Source organism: Streptomyces sp. NPDC104096, from assembly GCF_055584385.1.
The window spans coordinates 1-24074 of sequence record NZ_JBVJMD010000067.1; the positions used below are offsets into that span (position 1 = coordinate 1).

The window sequence follows — 24074 nt, forward strand, 5'->3', positions numbered from 1 at the left end:
CCTACTCGCACTACCTCTCCAAGTTCACCGCCTATCTCCAGCAGTTGGACATGGAGTCCAACGGCAAGTCGGTGGACCGCGACGGCAACCCGGTGGACTGGCAGACCGGGCCGGTCGTCTGGGGCACGCCGGGCACCAACGGGCAGCACGCCTACTACCAGTTGCTGCACCAGGGCACCAAGCTGATCCCGGCCGACTTCATCGGCTTCGCCCGTCCCGTCGGTGAGCTGAGCGATGAACTCAAGGCGCAGCACGACCTGTTGATGGCCAACTTCTTCGCCCAGACCCAGGCGCTGGCCTTCGGCAAGACGCCGGAGGAGGTACGGGCGGAGGGCGTGCCCGAGGAGCTGGTGGCGCACAAGACGTTCCGCGGCGACCGGCCCACCACCACGATCCTGGCGCGCGAGCTGACCCCCTCGGTCCTCGGCCAGCTCATCGCCCTCTACGAGCACAAGGTGTTCGTCCAGGGCGCGGTCTGGAACATCGACTCCTTCGACCAGTGGGGCGTGGAGCTCGGCAAGGTCCTCGCCAAGCGCGTCGAACCGGCCCTGACCGAGGGCGCCGAGGTCCCCGGCCTCGACCCCTCCACCACCGCCCTCGTCGCCGCCTACCGCACTCTCAGGAAGTGAACTGACATGCAGCTCGGTCTCATCGGTCTCGGCAAGATGGGCGGCAACATGCGCGAGCGGATCCGCCGCGCGGGCCACACCGTCATCGGCTACGACCGCAACCCCGACGTCACCGACGTGAGCAGCCTGGCCGAACTGGTCGAGGGGCTCCAGGCGCCGCGCGTCGTCTGGGTGATGGTCCCGGCCGGCGCCGCCACCCAGTCGGTCGTCGACGAGCTCGGCGGTCTGCTGGAGGCCGGCGACACGGTCGTCGACGGCGGCAACTCCCGCTGGACGGACGACGAGAAGCACGCCCGCGAGCTCGGCGCCAAGGGCATCGGCTTCGTCGACGCGGGCGTCTCCGGCGGTGTGTGGGGCCTGGAGAACGGCTACGCCCTGATGGTCGGCGGCGACAAGGAGCACGTGGACCGGCTCCAGCCGATCTTCGAGTCGCTCAAGCCCGAGGGCCCGTACGGCTATGTCCACGCGGGCAAGGTCGGCGCCGGCCACTTCTCCAAGATGGTCCACAACGGCATCGAGTACGCCATGATGCAGGCCTACGCCGAGGGCTGGGAGCTGCTGGAGAAGGTCGACTCCGTCACGGACGTGCGCGAGGTCTTCCGCTCCTGGCAGGACGGCACGGTCATCCGGTCCTGGCTGCTCGACCTCGCGGTGAACGCCCTCGACGAGGACGAGCACCTGGAGAAGCTGCGCGGCTACGCGGAGGACTCCGGCGAGGGCCGCTGGACCGTCGAGGCGGCCATCGACAACGCGGTGCCGCTGCCCGCGATCACGGCCTCGCTGTTCGCCCGGTTCGCCTCCCGTCAGGAGGACTCGCCGCAGATGAAGATGATCGCCGCGCTGCGCAACCAGTTCGGCGGCCACGCGGTCGAGTCGGCGAAGTAGGCCCGGTCGCGGCGGAGTGTCGCACCCGGCCCGGGCGAATGCCCGCGGGCCCGGTCCGTTCGGTGAACGGACCGGGCCCGCAGGGTAGTTGGTTGACACCCGGCACCGGGCACGTCAGAGTCCCCGCTGATGGAGACCAGTGATCTGACGGCGGCGGAACGACGGGTGTGGCAGGCGTTCGCCCGCGGCGAGCCGGTGGACTTCCGGGCCGTGCCGGACGAGGACGCGGCAGGCGGGGACACCTGGGGACCGGAACGCACCCTGCGGGCCGCGGCGCTCAAGGCACTGCTGATCCGCGCGCCGCGGGAAGAGGGGGAGATACCGTCCCTCAAGGTCTCCGGCGCCCGGATCACCGGGGCGCTGAACCTGACGTACGCGGTGATCGACCATCCGGTGCGGCTCACCCACTGCCACTTCACCGAGGCCCCCGACCTCTACGGCAGCCGGCTGCGCCAGCTCAGCCTGCGCGGCTCGGTCCTGCCCGGACTGAGCATGGGCAGTGCCCGAGTCGACGGCGTGCTGCGACTGACGGACTGCCGGCTGCGCGGACCGCTGCGCCTGGGCGGCGTCCAGATAGCGGCGGCCCTGTTCCTGGAGCGGGCCGAACTCACCGCGCGGGAGGGCACGGAGCCGGTGCTCCAGCTCAACCAGTCGTTGATCGGGGACGATCTGTGGGCCCCCGGACTGCGCGCGCAGGGCGGAGCCCACCTCGACGGCGCCAAGGTCGACGGATCGGTCACCCTCGAAGGCGCCGTGTTCGACAACCCCGGCGGCACCGCCCTGAGCGCGCAGACGCTGGACGTCCACGCGGACGTCCGGGCCAGGCGGCTGCGCGCCCGCGGCACGGTGGACCTGCGTGGCGCCCGGATCGTCGGCCGCCTCGACCTGACGCGGGCCGACCTGGCCACCCCGGGCGGCACCGCCCTGCGGGCCAGCAGCTGCGTCATCGGGGAACTGTGGCTCCACCGGTGCGCGCCGATCGAGGGCGTCCTCCATCTGCGCCGCTCCCACATCGAGGTCCTGAGCTTTGAACCTGAATCCGTGCCGGGGGAGGTGCTGCTGAACAATCTCACCTACGGCGCCCTCACCCCGCACGAGCCGGCCGAGCGCCGGCTGCCGATGCTGGAGCGCGACGCCGACGGCTACGTCCCTTACGCCTACGAGCAGTTGACGGCCGCCTACCGTCGCGTCGGCGACGACCACGCGGCCCGGCTCGTGCAACTCGCCAAGCAGCGCCGCCTCCGCGGCACCCGCGCCTTCCACGGCAGGCTGTGGGGATACGTCCAGGACGCCACCGTGGGCTACGGCTTCCACCCGCTGCGCGCCGCCGTATGGCTGCTGTCGCTGCTGGCGGCCGGCTCCCTCGCGTACGGCCTGCACCATCCGCGCCCGCTCAAGGCGTCCGAGGCACCGCACTTCAGCCCGGTGTTCTACACGCTCGACCTGCTGCTCCCGGTGATCTCCTTCGGGCAGGAGGACGCGTTCGCACCGGACGGCTGGTACCAGACGCTGTCGTACGCACTGGTCATCGCCGGCTGGGTGCTGGCCACCACGGTGTTCGCCGGGGTGAGCAGAACCGTCAGCCGCCAGTGAGCCGCCGTGCCGCGTGCTGCGCGGCCAGGCGTACGGGGGCGTTCTGGGCGCCGTAGCCGCGGTAGCCGCCGTCGCGCTGGACCAGTTCGAAGAAGACGCGGCCGACGGTGTGGGTGTAGCAGTGGCGGAACACGCCGTGCTCGTCGCGGTCGTAGAGGATGCCCAGGTCCCGATAGGTGTCGAGGTCCTCGTCGGAGAGGTCGTAGCGGGCGGCGAGGTCCTCGTAGTAGTTCGCGGGGACGGGCAGCGGACGGCCGCCTGCCGCGCGGAAGCGGCGGGCGGTGGCGACCAGGTCGGGGGTGGCCAGCGCGATGTGCTGGGCGCGGACCTCCTCCTGCGCGGGAGCCGGGCCGACGGCGAGTGCGATACGGACGCTGCCGTCGGGGTCGGTGACGGCGCGGCTGCGGAAGAGGCCGTAGGGGTCGGCGACGTCCACGCTGTCCTGCGCCTGGAGACCGAGGACGCTGCGGTGGAAGAGCGCCGCCTCGTCGAAGTGGTGCCAGGGCTGGGTCAGGGCGAGGTGGTCGACGCGGGTGACGCCGATACCCGCCGTCCCGTCTCCGGTGTCCGTGAAGTCGGCCCGCCAGTCGGGGTGTCCGGGGCGGCCGGTGGCGCAGAAGAACAGTTCCGTGCCGTCGGGGGCGGCGACCGCGTCGAGCGGGGCGTCGTGCGGGGCGCGCCGGCGGGGCAGCACGGGGGCCAGCAGCGCCTCGGCGCGCCGGGCGGCACCGGCCGGGTCGGGTGACTCCAGGCCGATCGCGGCGAGGACGGTGCCGTCACGGCGGGCGGCCGGCCCGGTGTTGACCAGGAGGCGGGCCTCGCCCTGCTGCCACAGGTCGACGGGTTTGCCGCGGTGCCGGGCGGTGCGGGCGAAGCCGAGGGCGGTGAGCAGCGCCGCGACCGGTTCGGCGTCCGGGGTGAGCAGTTCGGCGAACGCGACCCCGGTGGGCACGACCGGGGCGGGCGGGGTGCTCAGGCCGACGGTCTCCTGGAGGACGCGCAGGGAGCGCTGGGCGTCCACCGCCGTCGGGCCCGCGTCGGCCTGCCGGAAGACGTCGTTGAAGACCTCCAGCGAGAGCGGGCCGTCGTAGCCGGTGCGCAGCACGTGCCGGACGAGCCCGGCGACGTCGAAGCCGCCCTGGCCGGGGAAGCAGCGGTAGTGACGGCTCCACTGCAGGACGTCCATGGCCAGGAGGGGGGCGTCGGCGAGCTGGAGGAAGAAGATCTTCTCGCCGGGGATGCTCTCGATGCCCTTCGGGTCGGAGCCCCGGGACAGGATGTGGAAGCTGTCCAGGCAGGTCCCCAGCGCCGGGTGCCCGGCCGCCTCGACGATGCGCCAGGCGTGGTCGTACGTGCTGACGTGCCGGCCCCAGGCGAGCGCCTCGTAGGCGACGCGGACGCCGAAGTCCTGGGCGAGGTCGGCGAGCCGGCCGAGCTGGGCGGCGGCGAGGGCGTCGTCGTCCTCGGCGCGGGGCGAGACGCTGGAGCAGACGAGGACCGTGTCGGTGCCGAGCCTGCGCATCAGCTCGAACTTGTGCCGGGCGCGGCGCAGATTGCGGGCGAACTCCTCCTCGGGCACGCCCTCGATGTCGCGCATCGGCTGGTAGAGGTCGACGGTGAGGCCGAGGTCGGCGCAGCGGGTGCGGATCCCCTCGGGGGCGAGGGGGCTGGCGAGCAGGTCGTTCTCGAAGATCTCGACACCGTCGAAGCCGGCGCGGGCGGCGGCCGTGAGCTTCTCGGTGAGGGATCCGCTGAGGGAGACGGTGGCTATGGACGTACGCACGGCGGTACCTCTCTCTGCTGTCTACTTCGGGGTCCGCGCGACGCTCGCGCCCGCTCCGGCTCCCGCTCCGGCTCCGGCTCCGGCTCCGGCCAGTTCCGCGATGTCCGCGAGCATCCGCGCGCTGTCGGGTTCCCGTCCGGTGAACAGACGGAAGGCGTCCACGGCCTGGAAGGCGGCCATCCCGGCCCCGTCGAGGGTCTGGCAGCCGAGCGCGCGGGCGGTGCGCAGCAGCTCGGTGTCGACCGGGCGGTAGACCACCTCGGCGACCCAGAGGCCGGGGCGCAGGAGTGCGGCGGGGAAGGGGAGACCGGGGTGGGCGGCCATGCCGGTGGGGGTCGCGTGGACGACTCCGTCTGCCCGGGCGAGCAGGTCCGGCAGTCGGTCCGGGGTGGCGGAGGCGGCCCGGCCGGGGCCGAAGTGGCGGGAGAGGGAGCCGGCGAGCGCGGCCGCCCGCTCGGGCAACGCGTCGACGACCGTGACCCGCCCGGCGCCGAGGGTGAGGGCGGCGTGCGCGACGGCGGCGCCCGCGCCCCCGGCGCCCAGCTGTACGACCCGCTCCAGCGGGACGTCGGGCAGTCCGCGCGCGAAGGACGCGGCGAAACCGGTGACGTCGGTGTTGTGTCCGACCGCGCGGCCGTCCTCGAGGACGACGGTGTTGACCGCGCCGAGCGCCTCGGCCTGCGGGGCGAGCGCGTCGAGGTGGGGGATGACGAGCTGCTTGCACGGGTGGGTGATGTTGAGCCCGTCGAAGCCCAGGTCGCGCGCCGCCCGCAACAGCTCCCCCACCGCCTCGGGGGACACCCCGAGGGTGTCGATGTCGATCAGCCGGTAGAGGTAGCGCAGCCCCCGCCGGTCGGCCTCCCGCTCGTGCAGGGCGGGGCTGAGCGAGGGCCCGATGCCGGAACCGATCAGTCCGACGAGATACGAGTCCTTCGAGTCCTTGGTCACGGGGGACCTCCTGAACGGCTGCGGGTCACGAGAAGCTGACGCTAATGTACGAACTAGTACGTTACCTATATCAGCCGAAGGAGATCCCGGGAAGACCCCCGAGGCAGCGCCGGTGACTGCTTCTAGAATCACCGGCACTGGCCCTACGCCCGAAGGAACCCGATGACCAGCGTCGACGAACCGGCACGACCCAACGGGCGCATCCGTGACGCCGCCCGCACCCAGGCCGAGATCCTCGACGTCGCCACCCAGGAGTTCGCCCGCGCCGGCTACGACGGCGCCCGTGTCGACGAGATCGCCGCCCGCACCCGCACCACCAAGCGGATGATCTACTACTACTTCGGCGGCAAGGACCAGCTGTTCACGGCCGTCCTGGAGCGGGCCTACGGGGTGATCCGCGAGGCCGAGCAGGAGCTGGACGTCGAGCACCTGGACCCGGTGGCGGCCATCCGGCGGCTGGCCGAGCTCACCCTCGACCACCACGAGCAGCACCCGGACTTCATCCGCCTGGTCAGCATCGAGAACATCCACGGGGCCGAGCACATCGCGGCCTCGGAGCGGCTCGCGAAGATCGGCTCGCCCGCCCTCGACGTGATCCGCCGCATCCTGGCCTCGGGCCAGGAGTCCGGTCTGTTCACGGCCGACGTGGACGCCGTCGACCTGCACGCCATGATCAGCTCCTTCTGCTTCTTCCGGGTCGCCAACCGGCACACCTTCGGCGCCCTGTTCGGCCGCGACCTGACCGACCCGGCCCGCCGCGAGCACTACCGCGCCATGCTCGGCGACATGGTGATCGCCTACCTGACCGCGGACCGCACGACGGACTGAACGCCGGCTCGGCCGGCCGAGTCGGCCGGCCGAGTTCCTTCGGCACGACCTCTTGACACCCGGGAAACGCGGCAGCAACATCCGTAGCCAACCGCTACTAACTATCCAGTGGGTTAATTAACCGGGTAGCGCCCGGTGCAGCCGACCCGTCACCCCAGGGAACCGGCACTTCTCCCCCGTCGCCCACTCCACCCACGGTGGAGGCCCCCCGAAGGAGCAAGCCGTGTCCGTCCCCGTCGCACCCAGCGACCCCACCGCGCCCGTCGGCCAGCCGACGAAGGCGGCGGCAGCCGCCTGGATCGGCAGCGCCCTGGAGTACTACGACTTCTTCATCTACGGCAGCGCGGCCGCGCTGATCTTCCCGAAGGTCTTCTTCGACGAGTCCGACCCGGCGACCGCGACCCTCCTGTCCCTGGCCACCTTCGGCGTCGCCTACGCCGCCCGGCCGGTCGGCGCGCTCTTCCTCGGCCACTTCGGCGACCGGCTCGGCCGCAAGAAGATCATGGTCTTCACCCTGCTGCTGATGGGCCTGTCGACGTTCCTCATCGGCTGTCTGCCCACCCGCGCCCAGGTCGGCACCCTGGCCCCCGTCCTGCTGGTGCTGTGCCGCGTGCTCCAGGGCATCTCGGCGGCGGGCGAGCAGGCCAGCGCCAGCTCGATGACGCTGGAACACGCACCGCCCGGCCGGCGGGGCTTCTTCACCAGCTTCACCCTCGGCGGCACCCAGGGCGGACAGCTGATCGCCACCCTCGTCTTCATCCCGGTCGCCGCGCTGCCCGAGGACCAACTGCTGTCCTGGGGCTGGCGGCTGCCGTTCTGGCTGAGCGTCGCGGTCGCCGTCGTCGGCTTCGTCATCCGGCACCGGCTCGAGGAGACGCCCGCCTTCACCCGGCAGGCCGCCGAGGAGGGCGTCGCGAAGCTGCCGCTGGCGGTGCTGCTGCGCGAGCACCGGGCGGACGTGCTGCGGGTGATCGCGGGCGCGCTGATCGCCTCGGTCAGCACCATCTTCACGGTGTGGGCGCTGGCGTACGCGACCAGCGACGCGGTCGGGATGAGCCGCTCCGCCATGCTGTGGGTGGGCGCGCTCGCCAACCTCGTCGCGCTGGCCGCGATCCCGCTGTGGGCCACGCTGTCCGACCGGATCGGCCGCCGCCCGGTCTACCTCGTCGGCGCCGCCGGCAGCGCGGTGACGATGTTCCTCTACCTGTGGGCGATCTCCACGGGCTCCTACCCGCTGATCCTGCTGCTGGGCGTCCTCGCCTTCGGAGTCGTCTACAGCGCCGCGAACGGCGTGTGGCCCTCCTTCTACGGCGAGATGTTCTCCACCCGGGTCCGGCTGTCCGGCATGGCGATCGGCACCCAGATCGGCTTCGCCGTGGCCGGGTTCGCGGTCACCTTCGCCGCGCAGATCGCCGGACCGGACGGCGACGACTGGTCGTCGGTGGGCCTGTTCACCGCCGCCCTGTGCGTCCCGCCGGTGATCGCCGCCCTGACGGCCCGCGAGACCCACCGGGTACCGGCGGAACTTCTCGGCGCACGCCCGGCGGCCCGGACGTCACAGCCGGAGACCGAGACGGAGTCGGTGACGGCCTGACTGGATTGCCCGGGCGGGCCTACGCCCGGGGAATCCCGTAGGCCCGCTCGACCCGCAGCCGCAGCACGAGCCGGCCGTCGCGGACCATGGCCGCCCGGTAGTCGTCCCAGTCGGGGTGCTCGCCCTGGACGTCACGGTAGAGGCGCACGAGCTCCTCCACCGTGTCGTCATGGGGGTCCTTCGCCACGGGCGACAGCTCGGCCGTGCCCTCGGCGACCGCGTAGGCCCACCGGTCGTCGCTGGTCACGTGGTACGAAGCGCGCGGGTCCCGGCGCAGATTGCGGGTCTTGGCCCGGTCGTCGGTCAGCGAGACCCGGACGATCCGCTCGTCGGGGTAGTAGGCGTGGTTGACGTTCGACAGCTGGGGGCGTCCGTCGCCCTTGAGGGTGACCAGCACCCCGCCGTGGCCCTCGGAGAGCAGCTTCAGAAGTGCGTCCTGCGTCGCGTCCTGAGTCATGACATGGACAACGGAACTCTCCGGTGCGGGAATTCCCGGTCCGGGCGAGCTCGCCGACCTCGATGACAGACACTGTCCACGGACGTCTGGTAGACAGTGTCTATGTCTACGACGGAACCTTCTGCGGGACTGCGGGACCGCCTGGTCGACGTCGGTGTCGAGCTCGTCGCCAGGGAAGGCGCCCAGGCGCTCACCCTGCGCGAGATCGCCCGTCGGGCCGGTGTCTCGCACGGCGCCCCGCGCCGCCACTTCCCCACCCATCTGGAGCTGCTGTCGGCCATCGCGCGCCGCGGCTTCGCCGAGCTCGCGGACAGGGCGACGACGGCCCTCGGGGAGGTCGCCGGAACCGGGGAGGAGCCGGCCGCCGCCGCGCGGGCGCAGCTGACCGGGCTCGGCCGGGTCTACCTGGAGTTCGCCCTCGGCAACCAGGGGATGTACGAGCTGATGTTCCGTCACGATCTGCTGGAGAGCGGGCATCTGGGGCTGCGCGACACCAGCCTTCCGCTCTTCGGCGTCCTGGTGGATCTGGTCGGCCGGGTCCGGCCGGACGCGCACGCCCCGACCGTGGCGGGCGCGCTGTGGGCGAACCTGCACGGCGTCGCCCAGCTCTGGAGCTGGGGCAGCCTGCAACTCGCCACCGGATCGGCGGACTTCACCCCGATGTTGCGGGCCGCGCTCGACGCGCACCTCGGACCGGAGGCCCCCGCGTGAAACCCGTCCGGCCCCTGGACTCCCCTCCCCCGGCCGTCCTCCCGCCGACTCCCGTCGGCCGCCGGATCGCCTTCGCCGGAAGTGTGGCGGGGGCCGCGATCGTCGCCCTGGACGGCACCGTCCTCACCGTCGCGCAGCCCACGCTGCAAAGGCAGTTGGACGCCTCCTTCGCGCAGGTCCAGTGGACCGGCACCGGTTATCTCATCGCCGTCGCCGGTCTGCTGGTGTTCGCCGGGCGGCTCGGCGACCGCTACGGACACCGGCGTGCCTTCGGCGTCGGGATGCTCGGGTTCGGGGCCGTGTCGGCCGGCATCGGCCTGGCACCCGGCATCGGCTGGGTGATCGGACTGCGGGTCGCCCAGGGGGTGTTCGGCGCTCTGCTGCAACCGGCCACCCTGGGGATGCTGCGGGCCGCGTTCCCGCCCGACCGGCTCCGGCTGCCCATCGCCGTACGCACGGCCGCGATCGCTCTGGCGGCCGCCGCGGGACCGGTCGTCGGCGGGGCACTGGTGACCGCCGTGGGCTGGCGGGCGGTGTTCTTCGTGAACGTCCTGCCCGCGCTGTTGTTCGGCACGCTCGCGCTCACCGTCCACGACCGGCCGCGCCCCGCGTGCGCCCCACCGCTCGCACCGGCCTCGCCGACCGCGCCCTCCGGTCCGGTCACGCCGAGACGCCTGGATCTGCCCGGCGCCCTGCTGCTCGCGGTCTGCCTCGCCTGCCTGGTCCACTCCCTCGTCGCACTGCCGGAGTCCGGCTGGACGGCGGCCGCCGGACCGGGCCTGGCCGTGTCCGCCGTCGCCGCGGCCGCCTTCGTCCGCCACGAGCGCAGGGCCTCGGACCCCTTGGTCCCGCCGGCCGTCGTCGGTGCGCCCGCCGTCGCGGCGGCCCTCGGCGTGCTGGTGGCCGCGTCGGCCGCGCTGCACGGCACGTTGTTCGCCTGCGTCTACCGCCTCCAGTACGACCTCGGTCTCGACCCGTTCCACAGCGCCCTGGTCAGCCTGCCGCTGGCCGCGCTGATGGTGGCGGCAGCGCCCGCCTGCGCCGTACTGCTGCGCCGCTGCGGCGCCCGGCGTACGACCATGGCGGCGGCGGTCGTCCTCGCGTCGGGGATCCTGCTGCTGTGGCGGGCCACCGGGGCCCCCGCGCTGTGCGCCGGCTTCGCGCTGCTGGGCGCCGGGTTCGGCACGCTGATGGTGGCGGGCACCCATGTCGTCGTGCGCCGGGCGCCGGTCGAGTCGGCCGGGGTGGCGGGCGGGCTCCAGCAGACCGCGATGAACGTCGGGCCGGTGCTCGGCACGGCCGTGGCCACCACGTGCATGGCGCTCGGCGGGAGCCGCGCGCCGCTGCCCGTCCTCGCGGTCGTGGCCGTGGCGGGGGCGGTCGTGGGCCGGGCGCTGCCCGTGTGTTCCGTCACGACACCGGCCGAACATCGCACCGACGGGTCCGGTTCACGTATACCTGCGCGACCATGAGGAACGAGGTGGTCGAGGCCGGGTATGCCCGACGGCACCTCGTACGCGCGCGACCGGAGGAGAACGATGGCACAGCTGCGACAAGAGGTCGACCCGGGTGAGGTCGGACTGGATCCCGAGGCACTGGACCGGCTCGACCGGCACTTCGTCCAGCAGGTCGAGGAGGGCCGGCTGCCGGGCTACCTCGTGGCGATCTCCCGCGGCGGCCGGGTCGCCCACCTCACCACCTACGGTCACCGCGACCTCGCCGCCGGTCTGCCCGTCGAGTCCGACACGCTGTACCGGATCTACTCGATGACCAAGCCGGTCACCACCGTCGCCGCGCTGCTGCTGATGGAGGAGGGCCGGCTGTCGCTCGACGACCCGGTCGCCCGTCATCTGCCCGCCTTCGCCGACCCGCAGGTGTACGTCGACGGGTCCGGCGACGCGATGCGCACCCGGCCCGCCGACGGGCCGATCCTGGTCCGTCATCTGCTCACCCACACGGCGGGTCTGACCTTCGCCTTCTACCGCTCGCACCCGGTGGACGCCCTCTACCGGGCGGCCGGTCTGGAGTCGTCGGTGCCGGCGGGCGCGGACCTGGCGGAGACGATCGACGTGTACGCGAGCCTGCCGTTGCAGTTCGAGCCGGGCACCGAGTGGAACTACTCGGTCGCCACCAATGTGCTGGGCCGGGTGATCGAGGTCGTGTCGGGGCAGCCGCTCGACGTCTTCCTCGCCGAGCGGGTCTTCGGCCCGCTGGGGATGACGGACGCCGGGTTCTGCGTCCCCGCGGACCGGGCGGGGCGGCTGGCGGAGCTGTACGGCGAGACCGGCGACGGCGGCATCGAGCCGATCGCCGGGCTGCCGCTGCGCGGACGGCCCCGGTTCCTGTCCGGCAGCGGGGGCATGGTGGCGAGCGCGTACGACGTGCACCGGTTCACCGAACTGCTGCGCCGCCGCGGGGAACTCGACGGCGTCCGGCTGCTCTCCGCAGACACCGTGGACCTCATGACGAGCAATCAGCTCCCCGGCGGCGTCGACATGCGGACCTTCGGCAGCCGCCCGGCCCACGACGAGCCGGGCAACGAGGGCGTCGGCTTCGGTCTGGGCGTCTCCGTGGTCATCGACCCGGCCCGGACCAAGGCCTCGACCGGCCTCGGCATGTACGGCTGGAGCGGGGTGGCCACGACGACGTTCTGGGTCGACCCGAGCCGCGACCTGAGCGTGCAGTTCCTGACCCAGGTGCGCCCGCGGTCCTCGCACGCGCTCTACCAGGACCTGAAGCGGCTGGTGCACGAGGCCGCCGCGCACTGACGACGCGGCTCCTCTCGGCGGGCGGCCCCGGCATGGGATGAGCCGGGGCCGTTGCCGACACTGTCGCCGACGCTTTCGCCGGAGCCTTCACTGTCGCCGGAGCCTTCGTTGTCGCTGGCGCCGGCGTTGTCGCTGGCGCCGGCGCGTCCGGACGCCGCGTGGAACGCGGTCAGGACCAGTGCGCCACCGCGTCGAGGTGCGGCAGCACGTGGTCGAGACGCTCCCGCTTGGTCCTGAGATAGGTGATGTTGTTCTCGCACGGCGGGATCAGCAGCGGCACCGTCTCGGCGACCTGGATGCCGTGCCGCACCAGGTCCTCACGCTTGCGCGGGTTGTTGGACATCAGGCGGACGGAACGCACCCCGAGGTCGTTCAGGATCCCGGCGGCCACCCCGTAGTCGCGGGCGTCCACCGGCAGGCCCAGCGCGAGGTTCGCCTCCACCGTGTCCAGCCCCTCCGCCTGCAGGGCCATCGCGCGCAGCTTGCCGAGCAGGCCGATGCCGCGGCCCTCGTGACCCCTCAAGTAGACGACTATGCCGCTGCCTTCGGCGACCACGGCACGCAGCGCGGCGGCGAGCTGGTCGCCGCACTCGCAGTGCTGGGAGCCGAACGCGTCGCCGGTCAGGCACTCCGAGTGCAGCCGGGTGAGCACGCCCTCGGCGCCGATGTCGCCGTAGACCAGGGCCACTTGCTCGTCGCCGCGGTCGTGGTCCATGTAACCGATCGCCTGGAATTTCCCGTACACGGTGGGCAGCGGAGCATTCACAACGCGTTCCACGCCCGTGCGCTGCGCGGACTTCTTGCCGAGTACGCCGATGTTGTCTGTCATGATCTGATTCCTAAGCAGAGACGAAAGGCCGTGAAGAAATGAGTGGTTCGGGCGCGCGTGCCGCGGCATACGGCTTGGTGCCGACGGACACTACGGAAGACGTACGGACGCGGGGGGCGGGCGGCTCAACACAGGTAGCCGTCCTTCCCGTCGGCAGCTTCGAGCAGCACGGTCCGTACCTGCCGCTGGCGACCGACACCCTGATCGCCTGTGCCGTGGCCCGGGACATCGCCGAGGCGTACCCGGTGCACCTCCTTCCGCCGGTGACGATCTCCTGTTCGCACGAGCACGCCGCCTGGCCGGGGACCGTCAGCATCTCCGCGGCCACCCTGCACACGGTGGTGCGGGACATCGCCGAGTCGCTGCGCCGGTCGGGCGTCGAGGTCCTGGTGGTGGTCAACGGTCACGGCGGCAACTACGTGCTGGGCAACGTCGTCCAGGAGGCCTCCGCGCGCGGTGAGCGGATGGCGCTGTTCCCGGCCGCGGAGGACTGGGAGGCGGCCCGGGAGCGGGCCGGGGTGCAGACCTCGTTGCTGACCGACATGCACGCGGGAGAAATCGAGACCTCCGTCCTGCTGCACGCTCATCCCGAATTGATCCGTCCTGGTTACGAGTCCGCCGATTTCGTCGCGGACGACCGTCGTCATCTCCTCACCACGGGAATGTCCGCCTATACCGATTCCGGTGTCATCGGGCGTCCGTCCCTCGGTTCCGCGGAAAAGGGAAAGGCGTTGCTGGCCGCCCTCACCGATTCCTTCGGCGCGTATTTCTCACTGCTCACCGGACGCGATGCCGCGGACTCCGGCGCGGACTCCGGCGAGGTCTCGGGCACCGACTCGGGGGCGGCCGCCGGACGGTAGTGCTCGTCGGGTGTGCGGCCGGCGGCCGGTTCCGGTACGACGGTTCCGGCCGCGGCTTCCGCCGTGGCGGACCCGGCCGGCCCGTCCGGTGCGACGGGTTCGGCGGACGCGTCCGCCACGGCCGTGCCGCCGCCCGCCCGCACGCCCTGGTACCAGCGCACGACCAGCACCAGCGCGCCCGGCAGGGCGGCGACGAAGCTGAGCACCCCGTACACGACGGCGACGGCCAGCCCGTTGCTCGCGCCGAGCCCGGCGGCGCCGAACGCCCAGACCGTGACGCCCTCGCGGGGACCGAAGCCGCCGACGTTCAGCGGCAGGCCCATGGCGACCAGGGCGAGCACGGCCAGCGGCAGCAGCACCAGGACGGACGCGCCGGACCCGGTCACCCGGGCGGCCAGCACGAACATCGTCAGGTGGCCCGCCAGCACGACCGCCGAGGACAGCGCGACACCCGGCCCGTTGCGCCGGGACAGCAGTCCCTCCCGGGCCTCGGCGAGCGTCGCGCGCAGCGCCCGCCCGCGACGCGACTGCGCGGGGGCACGGTTCAACCGCAGGGCGGCGAAGACGGCCAGCGCGCCCAGCAGGCCGAGGCCGACGAGCGGCGCGAGGTGCCGGACGTCGGCCATGACCGGGGACGGCAGCGCCAGCAGGACCGTTACGCCCGCCACGGTGAGCGCGATCTGCCCGGCGACCCGCTCCAGCACCACCGCCCGCACCCCGCGCCCGATGTCACCGGCGCTGCGTCCGTGGTGGACGGCCCGGTGGACATCGCCGAGGACGCCGCCGGGCAGGGCGGCGTTCAGGAAGAGCGCGCGGTAGTAGTCGGCGATCGCCGGGCCGAGCGGCAGGTGGATCCGCAGGCCCCGGGCGACCAGTGCCCAGCGCCACGCGCTGAACACCGTGGTGACCGCGCCGATGGCGACCGACACCAGCAGGGTGACCGCGTCGATCCGCCGCAGTCCGTCCAGGAAGACACCGGTGCCCAGCCGCCACAGCAGGACGGCCAGGATGGCGACTCCGACGACGGTGCCCAGATGGGTGCGCACCGCCCGGGAGTCGAACCGGGCGAGGACGGCCCGGGAACGCTTCGCGGAGACGGCGGGCGCGGAGACGACGGACTCGGAGACGGCGGACGCGGAGGCGTCCGCCGCGGCGGCGCGCTCGGCCCGTACGGGGTCGGCGGACCCGGACCGCTCGCCGGCCACGGCCGCTTCGGCGCGTACGGGCTGCTCGCCGCGTACGGCCGAGTCGGCCCGGTCGGCAGCGTCGCGGCCCTCGGACCCGATCGCACCGGTACGGGCCCGGGCCCCGGCGGCCCGGGTCGCCGGACGGCCCGCGCCGGTCCGCGGCACCGGTCGTGCCACCGCGGGCACGACCGCGCCCGCCGTCTCCGCGGTCATGACGCCGCTCCGCCTGTCGGCCGGGCCAGTGCCAGCAGGTCGCTGTGGTGGACGACGACGGTCAGCTCGCCGGCCGCGCAGGCGGCGAGCCGGTCCGCGAGGTAGGCCTCGGCGCGTTCGGCGAGTTCGGGGCGTTCCTCGACGGCGGCACCGACCCAGCCGCGCAGCCACTGGGCGGTCAGCGCGCGCTCGTCGGGGCCGAGCCGCCAGGCGCTCGGGTGCAGCTTCACCGTCGCGCCGTGCGCGGAGAAGGCCTCGCAGGCGACCGTGACGGCGTCGGGACCGAGCAGCCCGTCGCGCCGCTGGTGGGCGTTGAAGGCGGCGGTGATCTCCGCGTCCAGCGGGTCGGCGGGGGTGAGTTCGACGCGCCCGGCGACGGAGAGCGTCAGCAGCGCCGGGCACCCGGCGCCCGCGCAGGCCGCGGCCAGGGTGTCGACCTCCTCGCGGGTGAGGACGTCCAGCAGGGCCGAGGCCGTCACCAGCGAGGCGCCGGCCAGGGCGTCCGGGGTCAGCCGGGCGACATCGCCGCGCCGCGTCTCGACGGTGACCCGGCTGCCGTCGGCGGCCGACCGCGGGGAGGCCACGGCGGCGAAGTGCAGCAGGTAGGGGTCGCGGTCGTGCAGGACCCAGTGCTGGGCGCCGTCGAGACGGGGGGCGAGCCAGCGGCCCATCGAGCCGGTGCCGCAGCCCAGGTCGTGGATGACGGACCCGGCCCGGCCGGGCAGGTTGGCGAGCCGTACGCGCAGCGGGTCCAGCAGGTCCAGCGACCGCGCCGCGGCGTCGGCGCCCTCGCGCAGCTCCAGCCACTCGGGGGCGTAGCGCGGCGGTTCGTCGGGGCCGCTCTCCCGCAGTCGTACGGTGGCCCGCTCCTCGGACCGGCCGACCGGCCCGGCACCCGCGATCACCGCGTCCGTCCCGATCACCGCGTCCGTCGCGGTCACCTCGTCCGTCACGCCCGTTGCGTCCACTACAGCTCCCGTACCGATCGCTTCCACCGTGTCCGCCGCCTCCCGTGGGCCGGGCTGCGGGGGGATGACCTGCACGCGCCGCGCCAGGTCCGCAGGTGTGGCCGTCGTCTTCCTCATGCCGCCCTCCGGGGTTCGCTCGGGAGCCGGCCCAGTACACCGGCGAGGGTCTTGGCGGTCGCCGCCCAGCCGCCGAGGGCGGCCCGGCGGCCGCGGGCCGCGGCCTTGAGACGGCGCCGTACGTCCGCCTCGCCGAACCAGCCGCGCAGTTCGGCGGCGAGCGCGGCGGGGTCCTCCGGCGGGACGAGGATGCCGGGGACGCCGCCGTCGGGGGCGCGGCCCACGGCCTCCGGGAGGCCGCCGACGTCGGTCGCCAGCACCGGGATGCCGCGCGCGAGGGCCTCCGTGACCGCCATGCCGTACGTCTCGGCGTAGGAGGTGAGGACCATCAGGTCGGCGGCCGCGTAGCTGGCGTCGAGTTCGGCTCCGGCCTGCGGTCCGGCGAGGTGCAGCCGGTCCTCCAGGCCGTGCTCGCGGATCAGGTTCCGCAGATGGGCGACGTACTCGGGGTCCTGGCCCAGCCCGCCGACGCACACGCAGCTCCACGGCAGGTCGGCCGCCGCGGCGAGCGCCTCGACCAGCCGGTGCTGCCCCTTGCGCGGGGTGACCGCGGCGACGCACAGCAGCCGGGAGACGCCGTCGGTGCCGGAGGCGAGGGGGGCGATGTCGGCGCCGGGGGCGGCGGCATGGACCCGGTCGGGGGCGAGGCCGTGGTGCGAGACCAGGCGGCGGACCGCCCAGTCGCTGGTGGCGACGACCGCGGACACCGCCCGCAGCACCGTGCGCTCGCGGGCGTCCAGGTCGGCGGCCACCTCGGCGGCGAGACCGGTCTCGTCACCGAGCGGGAGGTGTACGAGGACGGCGAGCCGCAGGCGTTCGGCCTCCGGGACGATGATCTCGGGGACACCGCAGGCGACGATCCCGTCCAGCAGGACCACCGATCCGTCGGGCAGCTGGTTCAGCGTGCGCGCCAGTTCGGTACGGGCGGCGGCGCCGGGGCGGGGCCAGCTGCCGGGCACGGCGTGCTGGTGGACCTGCCAGCCGAAACCGGGCAGGTCCAGACTGACCCGCCGGTCGTAGGCGTTGCCGCCGCTGGGCGCGGCCGGGTCGTCGACACCGCCCGGCAGCACGAAGTGCACGGAGCGCAGGGACATGGGGATGATCTCGCCGTTCTTCCGGGCCGCGGTCTGTGCGGGCACATAGGCGAGGGGCGTGTGCCCGACGGTCGTGTCGGTCACAGGGCACGCTCGTAACTCGCCCACGCGACGTGCGACTCGTGCAGGGTGACGGAGATGCCCGTCAGGCCCCGGGCGCCCTCGCCGAGCGCGCCCAGGTGGACCCGCTCGGCCAGGCGGTCGGCGACGACCTTGGCCAGGAACTCCGTCGAGGTGTTGATCCCCGCGAAGTCCGGCTCGTTGTCGAGGTTTCTGAAGTTCAGCTCGCTGGTGATGGCACCGAGTTCCTGGGTGGCCAGGCCGATGTCGACGACGATGTTGTCGTCGTCCAGCTCCTCGCGCCGGAAGGTGGCGTCCACCAGGAACGTAGCTCCGTGCAGGCGCTGCGCGGGTCCGAAGACCTCACCGCGGAAGCTGTGGGCGATCATGATGTGATCGCGGACGGTGACACTGAACAACGGACGACCCTCCAGGTGCGGCGCGTCTGGTCCCCGGCCGAAGCGCGCCGGGGATGCCGTGTAGTACGGCTCTTCGCTTCCCCGTGTTCAGCCGTCTCTCACTCTTTTCTGAGGTCAGGCGCTCTTGTCGTACCGCACGCGGTGGCAGAGCGCCGGGATCTCCCCCGAGGCGAGCCTCGGCATCACCTCCGGCAGGTCCTCGAAGGCGGACTCGCCGGTGACCAGCGCGTCCAGCGCCGGATCGGCGAGGAGGTCCAGGGCGAGGGCGAGCCGGTCGGCGTAACTGCGGTTCGCGCGGGCCGGGGAGACGGTGCCGACCTGGCTGCCGCGGACGGTGAGCCGACGGGAGTGGAACGCCTCGCCGAGCGGCAGGGCGACCTTGCGGTCCCCGTACCAGCTCAGCTCGATGACCGTGCCCTCGGCGCGAAGCAGTTCCAGGGACCGGGCGAGGCCCTGTTCGGTGGCGCTGGCGTGCACGACGAGGTCGCACTCGCCGAGGGCGTTCTCGGGGGTCGCGAAGCCGACGCCGAGCGCCTCGGCCACCGCGGCGCGCGCCGGGTCGGCGTCGACGAGTTGCACGCGCACGCCCGGGAAGCGGGCGAGCAGGGCGGCCACCGAGCAGCCGATCATGCCGCCGCCGACCACGGCGATCCGGTCGCCGACCAGGGGGGCCGCGTCCCAGAGCGCGTTCACGGCCGTCTCCACCGTGCCGGCGAGCACGGCCCGCTCGGCGGGCACGCCGTCCGGCACCACGGTCACGGCGCTCACCGGAACGACGTAACGCGTCTGATGCGGGTAGAGGCAGAAGACCGTACGGCCGATCAGCTCATCGGGTCCCTCCTCCACGACGCCGACGTTGAGGTAGCCGTACTTGACCGGGCCGGGGAAGTCGCCCTCCTGGAACGGCGCCCTCATGACGGCGTGCTGACTGGCCGGGACACCGCCGCGGAAGACCAGCGTCTCCGTGCCGCGGCTGATCCCGGACCACAGCGACCGCACCACCACCTCGTCCTCGGCGGGCTCCGGAAGGGTGAGTTCACGGACCTCGCCGTGACCCGGTGAGCGGAGCCAGAAGGCGCGGGCGGAACGGTTCATCGGCATCCTCCTGAACGATCGACACGTTGTTCACGTACCGAGATGTGCACAGGCCGCGCACAGTACGCGGCGTTGATCGACTCTGTCACTCGGCCGGAGGATGTGCGGTGGCCCTGAACAACACTTACGACGCAAGGCTGGTCCAGCAGGAGACCGCTGTGGGAGCGGGCGTACAGATCCTGTTGCTGGCCCTGCTCGGCACGGCGATCGGGATGGGCCCGGCGGGCTGGGTGACCGGCCTGACGTTCGCGATCGCGACCTGGGCGGTGCTCTCCCGCGCCCTGCACCGCTCCGGACTGCGTTCCTTCGGCCCCGCCAACCGGGTCACCCTCGGTCGCGCGACCCTGGTCGGCGGAGTGACCGCGCTGGTCGCCGACTCCTTCGAGAGCACGCCGCCGGTCACCCTCCTGGTCGGCCTGACCGCCGTGGCCCTGATCCTGGACGGCGTCGACGGCAAGGTGGCCCGCCGCACCGGCACGTCGACCGCGCTGGGCGCCCGCTTCGACATGGAGGTCGACGCGTTCCTGATCCTGGTGCTCAGCGTCTACGTCTCCATGGAGCTCGGCCCCTGGGTGCTGCTCATCGGCGGTATGCGCTACGCCTTCGTCGCCGCCGCCCGGGTGTGGCCGTGGCTGAACAACGCGCTGCCGCCGAGCACCGCCCGCAAGACCGTCGCCGCGCTCCAGGGCGTCCTGTTGCTGCTGGCGGGCTCCGGACTCCTGCCGTACGCGGCCGACTTCGGGGTGGCGCTGCTGGCGCTGGCGCTGCTGGTGTGGTCGTTCGGCCGTGACGTGCTGTGGCTGTGGGCGACCTCCCGCCGGCCCGAGCGGACCGCCCACGCCGAGCAGAAGGTGCTGGAACTGGCCGCGCACTGACCGTACGACCGCCCGTCCGCCCGTCCGTCGGCACCCCCGGACGAACGGACGGCCGAAGGGCCCGGACCACCGCTGGTGGTCCGGGCCCTTCGGCGTTCTGCGTTCTGCGTTCGTCGCTGCTCGTCGCTACGGGCGCGCGGAGCGCGTGCGTACGACCGCGAAGGCCGCCGCCGCCAGCCCGAGCGCGCCCACGACCAGACCGGCGATGCCCAGACCGCGCGCGGTGGAGTCACTGTCGGAGGCGGCCTCGGCGGTGCTGTCGGGGGCCGTCGGCGCGGAGCCCTTCGCGGCCGGGGCCGCGCCGCTCTCGTCGCCCGCCGTGAGCTTGACCACAGGCGCCGGGTTCTCCGGCTCGTCCGCGCCCTCCTCGGCCTGCTCGATCCAGCGGACGACCTTGCCGTCGGAGTAGGTCTGGAGCGCCTTGAACGTCAACGCGTCCGTGTCGTCCGGCAGTTGACCGAAAGCGACGTCGAAGTCCTCGAACCCTCCCGCTCCGATCTTCCCGCCGGTCCAGGTGATCTCGGAGACGGCCTCGGTGATGGTGCCGTCGTCGGTCCTGACCGGCGTCCTGAGCTTGGTGGTGGTCACCTTCGGCGTCCAGCCGTCGTGCGGACGGACCAGCACACCGAGGACGGGATGGTCGGTCGGCAGGTACACCTGCACCTTCGTGGTGCTGACGGAGTCGTCCTCGTTGGGGACACGGAAGGTCAGGAGGCCGTCGGTGGCGCCCTTGGCGTAGCTCTCGGGATGGACGGTGACGTGCGCGGAGGCGGCACCGGCCGCCGCCAGGACTCCGGCGGCGGCGAGCACGGCGCCGAGACCGGCGCGGCGCAGGGTGGTGGTGCGGGTCGTGGACATGGGTGAGCGGATCTCCGTACGGGAGTGAAGTCGATGGGGTCAGACGGTGTACGGGATCCGGGTGGGCGGCCCCCGGCGGCTCATCGCGTGCCGGAGCAGCAGCGTCCGCGGCGGTACGGCGTCCGCCACCGCACAATCAGCCGCGGCCCGGAGGAAGGGCGCCGGCGGGCCGCCCCACCAGGCCGCGAGTCCGGGGAGCAGCGCGACCGCCCGCCGCAGCAACGACCACAGGGCGGCCTCCCCGCGCCGCAGCCACCAGGAGGCGACGAGCGCGGCGAGCACATGCGCGACGACCGCGTGCGGGGTCATGGTGTGCGGGTGGGTGCCTGTGGGGCCGGGCATCCGGCCGGCCATGTGCATATGGGCCATGTGCACATGGGTCATCTGCGCACGGCTCATCCGCATGACCGGGTCGGCCGTGGTGGTGGTCCGGGAGAACGCGGAGTGCAGTCCGGCCTGGACGGCGAGCATGGCCGCGGTGATGCCCCGCAGGGACCGTTCCCGGCCGCCGAGCAGCCAGCCGGCCGCGAAGACGGCGAGGAACCCGACACCGTCCGCCCACAGCGGCGGCACGTCCCCGGTGCCGAGCCCGTGCCCGGCCACGGCCAGCAGCACACACACCGCGGCGAAAACCGCGGCACGCAGGCTCCGTATGGCCGGGGACGCACTCATGGTCAGCGATCCTCCCACGCGGCGGTAGAGCCCGACGGGGCGAACGGCTCAACCCGGTGCGCGATCGCTCTCCCGACCGGGCCGACGACGGCTCGCTCGTCCCCGCGCCGTCTCTGCGCCCTTTTGCCGCCGACCCGCTCCCGCCACACTTGTTCCGCTCGGCACCGGTTCCGCCCCGTACGTGGGCGGGAGGGGATCGACTGGGGAGAGTGACGCCGTGGCGGCAGACGATCCGTCCGACGAGGAGATACGTGCGGCGATCGACGCGCACCTGACGCGCTTCGGCCGGAGGAAACACCCCGCTCCGGCCCTCGAGGACCTCCGGCTCACCCGCTCACACCTTCTCGAGGGCACGATCACCCGCCGCGTCGAGGACCGCACCGAGCAGACGCGGCACCGGCCGGGAACCGTCGGCCTCTCGGACCGGCCGACCTACGACGTGCTGAAGGACTACAAACTCGGTCCCGGCGAGTCACCGCTCGACCGGCCGCTCGACCTGGTCAAACGCGGCACGGTGCACCTTCGTTCCTGCGACTGCGGCAACGGCCGAAGGCAGTGCGCCGACTGCCGGGGCATGACGTACCGTCCGTGCGAACCCGCCCAGGTGTGCACCGTCTGCCAGGGCGTCGCCATGTGCACGCAGTACCTCAAGCACGGCGGTCTGCCGAGCACCCCGCCCAGGCCTCCGAAGCCGGGCAAGTCCGGCCGTCCTGACGAACGGGTGACCTGCGAGGGATGCCACACGCCCGACAGCGCGTGCCCCGGCTGCCGGGGCTGGGGGAAGGTCAGGTGTCCGGAGTGCGCGGCGACCGGGCGCATCCCGTGCTCAGCGTGCAGCCGTACGGGCACCGTGAAGTGCACCACATGCGAGGGACACGGGAACCTGACGTCCTGGACCGCGGGACGGATCGCGTGGACCCGGCGGTCCAAGACCATAACTCCCCCCGTCCCACGACCCAGGCGAATCGGGTCGGAACTGGACGCCGGCGGCTGGCGGGAGGATCTCCTCGACACGGACGACACTCTCCCCGGCGACCTCTCCCTCGACCAGCGCACCGCCCTTGAGTCACAGCTGCGACGCGGGAAGGATGAGAGGGAACGGCAGGTCGTCCTCAGGCGTCTGACGGTCGTCACGGCGAGGCTGCCCGGCTCCCCCCACCAGGAGTTCTACGTCTTCCGGGGCACTGACGGACGCCTCAGAACCGTACGCCGACTGTCGGACGAGGGCAGGTGGAAGGCGTCGGTGATTGCGGCTGGGGTCGTCGCCCTCGCGATACTCGTACTGGTCCTGATCCGCTGACCGGACCGCTCGCCCGCCGGACGGACCGGCGCGACTGGGCGGTGAGGTCACGGCTTGCGGGCCACCCCGCCGTAGCAGCCGGCCTGGGCGTCGGTGAGGTCGGCCAGCGGCTGGTCCGGCTCCGGGTGCCAGCGATGCGTCACGGCCAGCCCCGGCGACAGCAGGTCCAGCCCGGCGAAGAAGCGGGCTGTCCGGACCCTGGAGCGCAGTTGGATCGGGATGCCCGCACGGACGTACACGTCCTGGGTACGGGCCATGCCCTCCGGGTCGAAGTCGGTGGTGCCGTGGCTGAGGACGAGGAAGCTGCCGGACGGCAGCGCGTCGACCAGTTCCTGCACCACCTCGTACGCGCCGTGCTCGTCCGGCACGAAGTGCATCAGGGCGCACAGGCTCAGCGCGATCGGCCGGTCGAAGTCGAGCGTGGCCCGGGCCTCGTAGGACTCCAGGATGGACTTCGGCTCCCGCACGTCCGCTTGCACATAGGCGATGCGGCCCTCGGGGGTTCCGCGCAGCAGGGCCCGCGCGTGGGCCAGCACGATCGGGTCGTTGTCGGCGTAGAACACCCGGCACTCCGCGGCCTCGGCCTGTGCGACCTGGTGCAGGTTCGGCTCGGTCGGCACACCGGTGCCTATGTCGAGGAACTGCCGCACCCCGTGATCACGGGCGAGCGTCCGCACGGCCCGGTGCATGAACAGCCGGTTGGCGAGGGCGAAGCTGCGGGCGTCCGGGGTGTGTTCGAGCACCTGCTCGGCCGCCTCGGCGTCCACCACGTAGTGGTCCTTGCCGCCCAGGTAGTAGTCGTACATACGGGCCGGGTGCGGCCTGCTGGAATCGATGGGTACCAGCCCCGAGGCCGACTCGACCGACACCGTTTTCTCCTCGACTGTGTATGACGGGTCCTCGCCCCGTATCCGTGCCGGCCGCCGCACCGGAACGGCCGCCCGACGGCATCACCGTAGGCGACTGAAGTACGGAGTGACCAGAAAACCCTTACCGGGACGGTGAGTTGGGTCGATTCTGAGCCGAGTTCGGCCGTTGCCCCGTTGGGCGTCGTCTCCCGGCGCCGCCTGCTGGAACCGGAGAGTCGCAGCCGAGGGCGGCCATGCCGGGCAGGATCAGATCGAATCGGCCGGGTTCAGGAACGCGGAGACCGTCGAGGTGAATCGGTCGGGGTCGTCGCGCCACGGATAGTGGCCGGAACCCCGCTGGGTGACGAACTGCACTGACGGGAAGAGCTTCGTGTACCCCCGCAGGGCAGCCGGCGGCCCGGCCACATCCGCCTCCCCGCCGCCGGTTCTCGTTCCCCCGCCCTCGACCCGCGGCCCGGCTGC

Annotated in this window: 23 protein-coding genes and 1 pseudogene; 11 read left to right on the top strand and 13 right to left on the bottom strand. The window is 72.9% G+C overall.

The window, feature by feature from the left end:
- The 3 genes from ACZ60B_RS37520 to ACZ60B_RS37530 all read left to right on the top strand — a co-directional run.
- Positions 1-629: glucose-6-phosphate isomerase (locus tag ACZ60B_RS37520; RefSeq protein WP_469395297.1), on the top strand; the 629-nt coding region annotated here is incomplete at its 5' end.
- Between the two features lie 6 nt (positions 630-635).
- On the top strand, positions 636-1514 hold the full coding sequence (gene gnd, locus ACZ60B_RS37525; protein WP_469395299.1) for a phosphogluconate dehydrogenase (NAD(+)-dependent, decarboxylating): 879 nt from the start codon (positions 636-638) through the stop codon (positions 1512-1514).
- Between the two features lie 129 nt (positions 1515-1643).
- Positions 1644-3107: a membrane-associated oxidoreductase gene (locus ACZ60B_RS37530; protein ID WP_469395301.1), complete on the top strand. Its 1464-nt coding sequence runs from the start codon at positions 1644-1646 to the stop codon at positions 3105-3107.
- Here the strand turns inward: ACZ60B_RS37530 and ACZ60B_RS37535 are convergent.
- Together ACZ60B_RS37535 and ACZ60B_RS37540 are read right to left on the bottom strand one after the other, a co-directional pair.
- Positions 3094-4890 carry a bifunctional sugar phosphate isomerase/epimerase/4-hydroxyphenylpyruvate dioxygenase family protein gene (locus ACZ60B_RS37535; protein WP_469395303.1) on the bottom strand — a complete coding sequence of 599 codons (1797 nt, stop codon included), beginning with the start codon at positions 4888-4890 and terminating at the stop codon, positions 3094-3096. The two genes, ACZ60B_RS37530 and ACZ60B_RS37535, sit on opposite strands and share 14 nt — an antisense overlap.
- Positions 4891-4911: 21 nt before the next feature.
- A complete protein-coding gene (locus tag ACZ60B_RS37540) occupies positions 4912-5838 on the bottom strand; it encodes a shikimate dehydrogenase (RefSeq protein WP_469395305.1) in 927 nt (308 codons plus the stop codon).
- Positions 5839-6000: 162 nt separating this feature from the next.
- Here ACZ60B_RS37540 and ACZ60B_RS37545 point away from each other — a divergent pair, with 162 nt between their 5' ends.
- Both ACZ60B_RS37545 and ACZ60B_RS37550 read left to right on the top strand, forming a co-directional pair.
- Complete coding sequence (locus tag ACZ60B_RS37545; RefSeq protein ID WP_469395308.1) at positions 6001-6666, top strand: TetR/AcrR family transcriptional regulator; 666 nt, start codon at positions 6001-6003, stop codon at positions 6664-6666.
- Positions 6667-6889: 223 nt separating this feature from the next.
- The gene (locus ACZ60B_RS37550) at positions 6890-8260 is read left to right on the top strand and encodes an MFS transporter (protein ID WP_469395310.1); all 1371 of its coding nucleotides are present in this window, start codon (positions 6890-6892) and stop codon (positions 8258-8260) included.
- Positions 8261-8279: 19 nt separating this feature from the next.
- Here ACZ60B_RS37550 and ACZ60B_RS37555 read toward each other — a convergent pair whose 3' ends face one another.
- Positions 8280-8717: a PPOX class F420-dependent oxidoreductase gene (locus ACZ60B_RS37555; RefSeq protein ID WP_469395312.1), complete on the bottom strand. Its 438-nt coding sequence runs from the start codon at positions 8715-8717 to the stop codon at positions 8280-8282.
- Between the two features lie 102 nt (positions 8718-8819).
- Here ACZ60B_RS37555 and ACZ60B_RS37560 point away from each other — a divergent pair, with 102 nt between their 5' ends.
- The 3 genes from ACZ60B_RS37560 to ACZ60B_RS37570 all read left to right on the top strand — a co-directional run bounded on the left by ACZ60B_RS37560 (position 8820) and on the right by ACZ60B_RS37570 (position 12196).
- Positions 8820-9428, top strand: a complete 609-nt coding sequence (locus tag ACZ60B_RS37560) for a TetR/AcrR family transcriptional regulator (protein WP_469395314.1) — start codon at positions 8820-8822, stop codon at positions 9426-9428.
- A 14-nt stretch (positions 9429-9442) separates the two neighbouring features.
- Positions 9443-10900: an MFS transporter gene (locus tag ACZ60B_RS37565; RefSeq protein ID WP_469395356.1), complete on the top strand. Its 1458-nt coding sequence runs from the start codon at positions 9443-9445 to the stop codon at positions 10898-10900.
- 66 nt (positions 10901-10966) lie between these two features.
- Complete coding sequence (locus ACZ60B_RS37570; RefSeq protein WP_469395316.1) at positions 10967-12196, top strand: serine hydrolase domain-containing protein; 1230 nt, start codon at positions 10967-10969, stop codon at positions 12194-12196.
- A gap of 169 nt (positions 12197-12365) precedes the next feature.
- Here the strand turns inward: ACZ60B_RS37570 and ribA are convergent, their stop codons facing one another.
- The gene (ribA, locus tag ACZ60B_RS37575; RefSeq protein WP_384733798.1) at positions 12366-13025 is read right to left on the bottom strand and encodes a GTP cyclohydrolase II; all 660 of its coding nucleotides are present in this window, start codon (positions 13023-13025) and stop codon (positions 12366-12368) included.
- Between the two features lie 38 nt (positions 13026-13063).
- Between ribA and ACZ60B_RS37580 the strand changes: the two genes are divergently transcribed.
- Complete coding sequence (locus tag ACZ60B_RS37580; RefSeq protein WP_469395318.1) at positions 13064-13885, top strand: creatininase family protein; 822 nt, start codon at positions 13064-13066, stop codon at positions 13883-13885.
- Between the two features lie 239 nt (positions 13886-14124).
- Here ACZ60B_RS37580 and ACZ60B_RS37585 read toward each other — a convergent pair.
- From ACZ60B_RS37585 to ACZ60B_RS37605, 5 genes and pseudogenes are all read right to left on the bottom strand, one after another.
- Positions 14125-15285: pseudogene (locus ACZ60B_RS37585) on the bottom strand (lysylphosphatidylglycerol synthase transmembrane domain-containing protein); the annotation flags it as partial.
- Positions 15282-16370 (bottom strand): class I SAM-dependent methyltransferase, encoded by a 1089-nt coding sequence (locus ACZ60B_RS37590; RefSeq protein WP_469395320.1) that lies wholly within the window; start codon positions 16368-16370, stop codon positions 15282-15284. The gene ACZ60B_RS37590 and the pseudogene ACZ60B_RS37585, both read right to left, overlap by 4 nt.
- Positions 16367-17548, bottom strand: coding sequence for a glycosyltransferase family 4 protein (locus tag ACZ60B_RS37595; protein WP_469395322.1), 1182 nt, complete (start codon positions 17546-17548; stop codon positions 16367-16369). Before ACZ60B_RS37595 ends, ACZ60B_RS37590 begins: the two co-directional genes overlap by 4 nt.
- Positions 17545-17943 carry a 6-pyruvoyl trahydropterin synthase family protein gene (locus ACZ60B_RS37600; protein ID WP_152891032.1) on the bottom strand — a complete coding sequence of 133 codons (399 nt, stop codon included), beginning with the start codon at positions 17941-17943 and terminating at the stop codon, positions 17545-17547. Before ACZ60B_RS37600 ends, ACZ60B_RS37595 begins: the two co-directional genes overlap by 4 nt.
- Positions 17944-18057: 114 nt before the next feature.
- Positions 18058-19038, bottom strand: a complete 981-nt coding sequence (locus ACZ60B_RS37605; RefSeq protein ID WP_469395324.1) for a zinc-dependent alcohol dehydrogenase — start codon at positions 19036-19038, stop codon at positions 18058-18060.
- A gap of 107 nt (positions 19039-19145) precedes the next feature.
- Here ACZ60B_RS37605 and ACZ60B_RS37610 point away from each other — a divergent pair, with 107 nt between their 5' ends.
- A complete protein-coding gene (locus ACZ60B_RS37610) occupies positions 19146-19913 on the top strand; it encodes a CDP-alcohol phosphatidyltransferase family protein (RefSeq protein ID WP_469395327.1) in 768 nt (255 codons plus the stop codon).
- 126 nt (positions 19914-20039) lie between these two features.
- Here the strand turns inward: ACZ60B_RS37610 and ACZ60B_RS37615 are convergent, their stop codons facing one another.
- Positions 20040-20771: a YcnI family copper-binding membrane protein gene (locus tag ACZ60B_RS37615; protein ID WP_469395329.1), complete on the bottom strand. Its 732-nt coding sequence runs from the start codon at positions 20769-20771 to the stop codon at positions 20040-20042.
- A 39-nt stretch (positions 20772-20810) separates the two neighbouring features.
- Positions 20811-21443 carry a hypothetical protein gene (locus ACZ60B_RS37620; protein WP_469395331.1) on the bottom strand — a complete coding sequence of 211 codons (633 nt, stop codon included), beginning with the start codon at positions 21441-21443 and terminating at the stop codon, positions 20811-20813.
- Between the two features lie 217 nt (positions 21444-21660).
- Between ACZ60B_RS37620 and ACZ60B_RS37625 the strand changes: the two genes are divergently transcribed.
- A complete protein-coding gene (locus tag ACZ60B_RS37625; protein ID WP_469395333.1) occupies positions 21661-22743 on the top strand; it encodes a hypothetical protein in 1083 nt (360 codons plus the stop codon).
- 47 nt (positions 22744-22790) lie between these two features.
- On the opposite strand, the gene ACZ60B_RS37630 is transcribed toward ACZ60B_RS37625, so the two are convergent.
- Both ACZ60B_RS37630 and ACZ60B_RS37635 read right to left on the bottom strand, forming a co-directional pair.
- Positions 22791-23612, bottom strand: a complete 822-nt coding sequence (locus ACZ60B_RS37630) for an SAM-dependent methyltransferase (RefSeq protein WP_469395335.1) — start codon at positions 23610-23612, stop codon at positions 22791-22793.
- Positions 23613-23858: 246 nt separating this feature from the next.
- The gene (locus tag ACZ60B_RS37635) at positions 23859-24017 is read right to left on the bottom strand and encodes an alpha/beta fold hydrolase (protein ID WP_469395336.1); all 159 of its coding nucleotides are present in this window, start codon (positions 24015-24017) and stop codon (positions 23859-23861) included.
- Positions 24018-24074: the final 57 nt, after the last annotated feature.

Bases quoted from the DNA above. Each gene is read 5' to 3' on its own strand.
- ribA (WP_384733798.1), bottom strand. From the start codon at position 13,025: ATGACAGACAACATCGGCGTACTCGGCAAGAAGTCCGCGCAGCGCACG.
- ACZ60B_RS37590 (WP_469395320.1), bottom strand. From the start codon at position 16,370: ATGAGGAAGACGACGGCCACACCTGCGGACCTGGCGCGGCGCGTGCAG.
- ACZ60B_RS37555 (WP_469395312.1), bottom strand. From the start codon at position 8,717: ATGACTCAGGACGCGACGCAGGACGCACTTCTGAAGCTGCTCTCCGAG.
- ACZ60B_RS37545 (WP_469395308.1), top strand. From the start codon at position 6,001: ATGACCAGCGTCGACGAACCGGCACGACCCAACGGGCGCATCCGTGAC.
- gnd (WP_469395299.1), top strand. From the start codon at position 636: ATGCAGCTCGGTCTCATCGGTCTCGGCAAGATGGGCGGCAACATGCGC.
- ACZ60B_RS37570 (WP_469395316.1), top strand. From the start codon at position 10,967: ATGGCACAGCTGCGACAAGAGGTCGACCCGGGTGAGGTCGGACTGGAT.
- ACZ60B_RS37615 (WP_469395329.1), bottom strand. From the start codon at position 20,771: ATGTCCACGACCCGCACCACCACCCTGCGCCGCGCCGGTCTCGGCGCC.
- ACZ60B_RS37605 (WP_469395324.1), bottom strand. From the start codon at position 19,038: ATGAACCGTTCCGCCCGCGCCTTCTGGCTCCGCTCACCGGGTCACGGC.
- ACZ60B_RS37560 (WP_469395314.1), top strand. From the start codon at position 8,820: ATGTCTACGACGGAACCTTCTGCGGGACTGCGGGACCGCCTGGTCGAC.
- ACZ60B_RS37530 (WP_469395301.1), top strand. From the start codon at position 1,644: ATGGAGACCAGTGATCTGACGGCGGCGGAACGACGGGTGTGGCAGGCG.
- ACZ60B_RS37620 (WP_469395331.1), bottom strand. From the start codon at position 21,443: ATGAGTGCGTCCCCGGCCATACGGAGCCTGCGTGCCGCGGTTTTCGCC.
- ACZ60B_RS37580 (WP_469395318.1), top strand. From the start codon at position 13,064: ATGAGTGGTTCGGGCGCGCGTGCCGCGGCATACGGCTTGGTGCCGACG.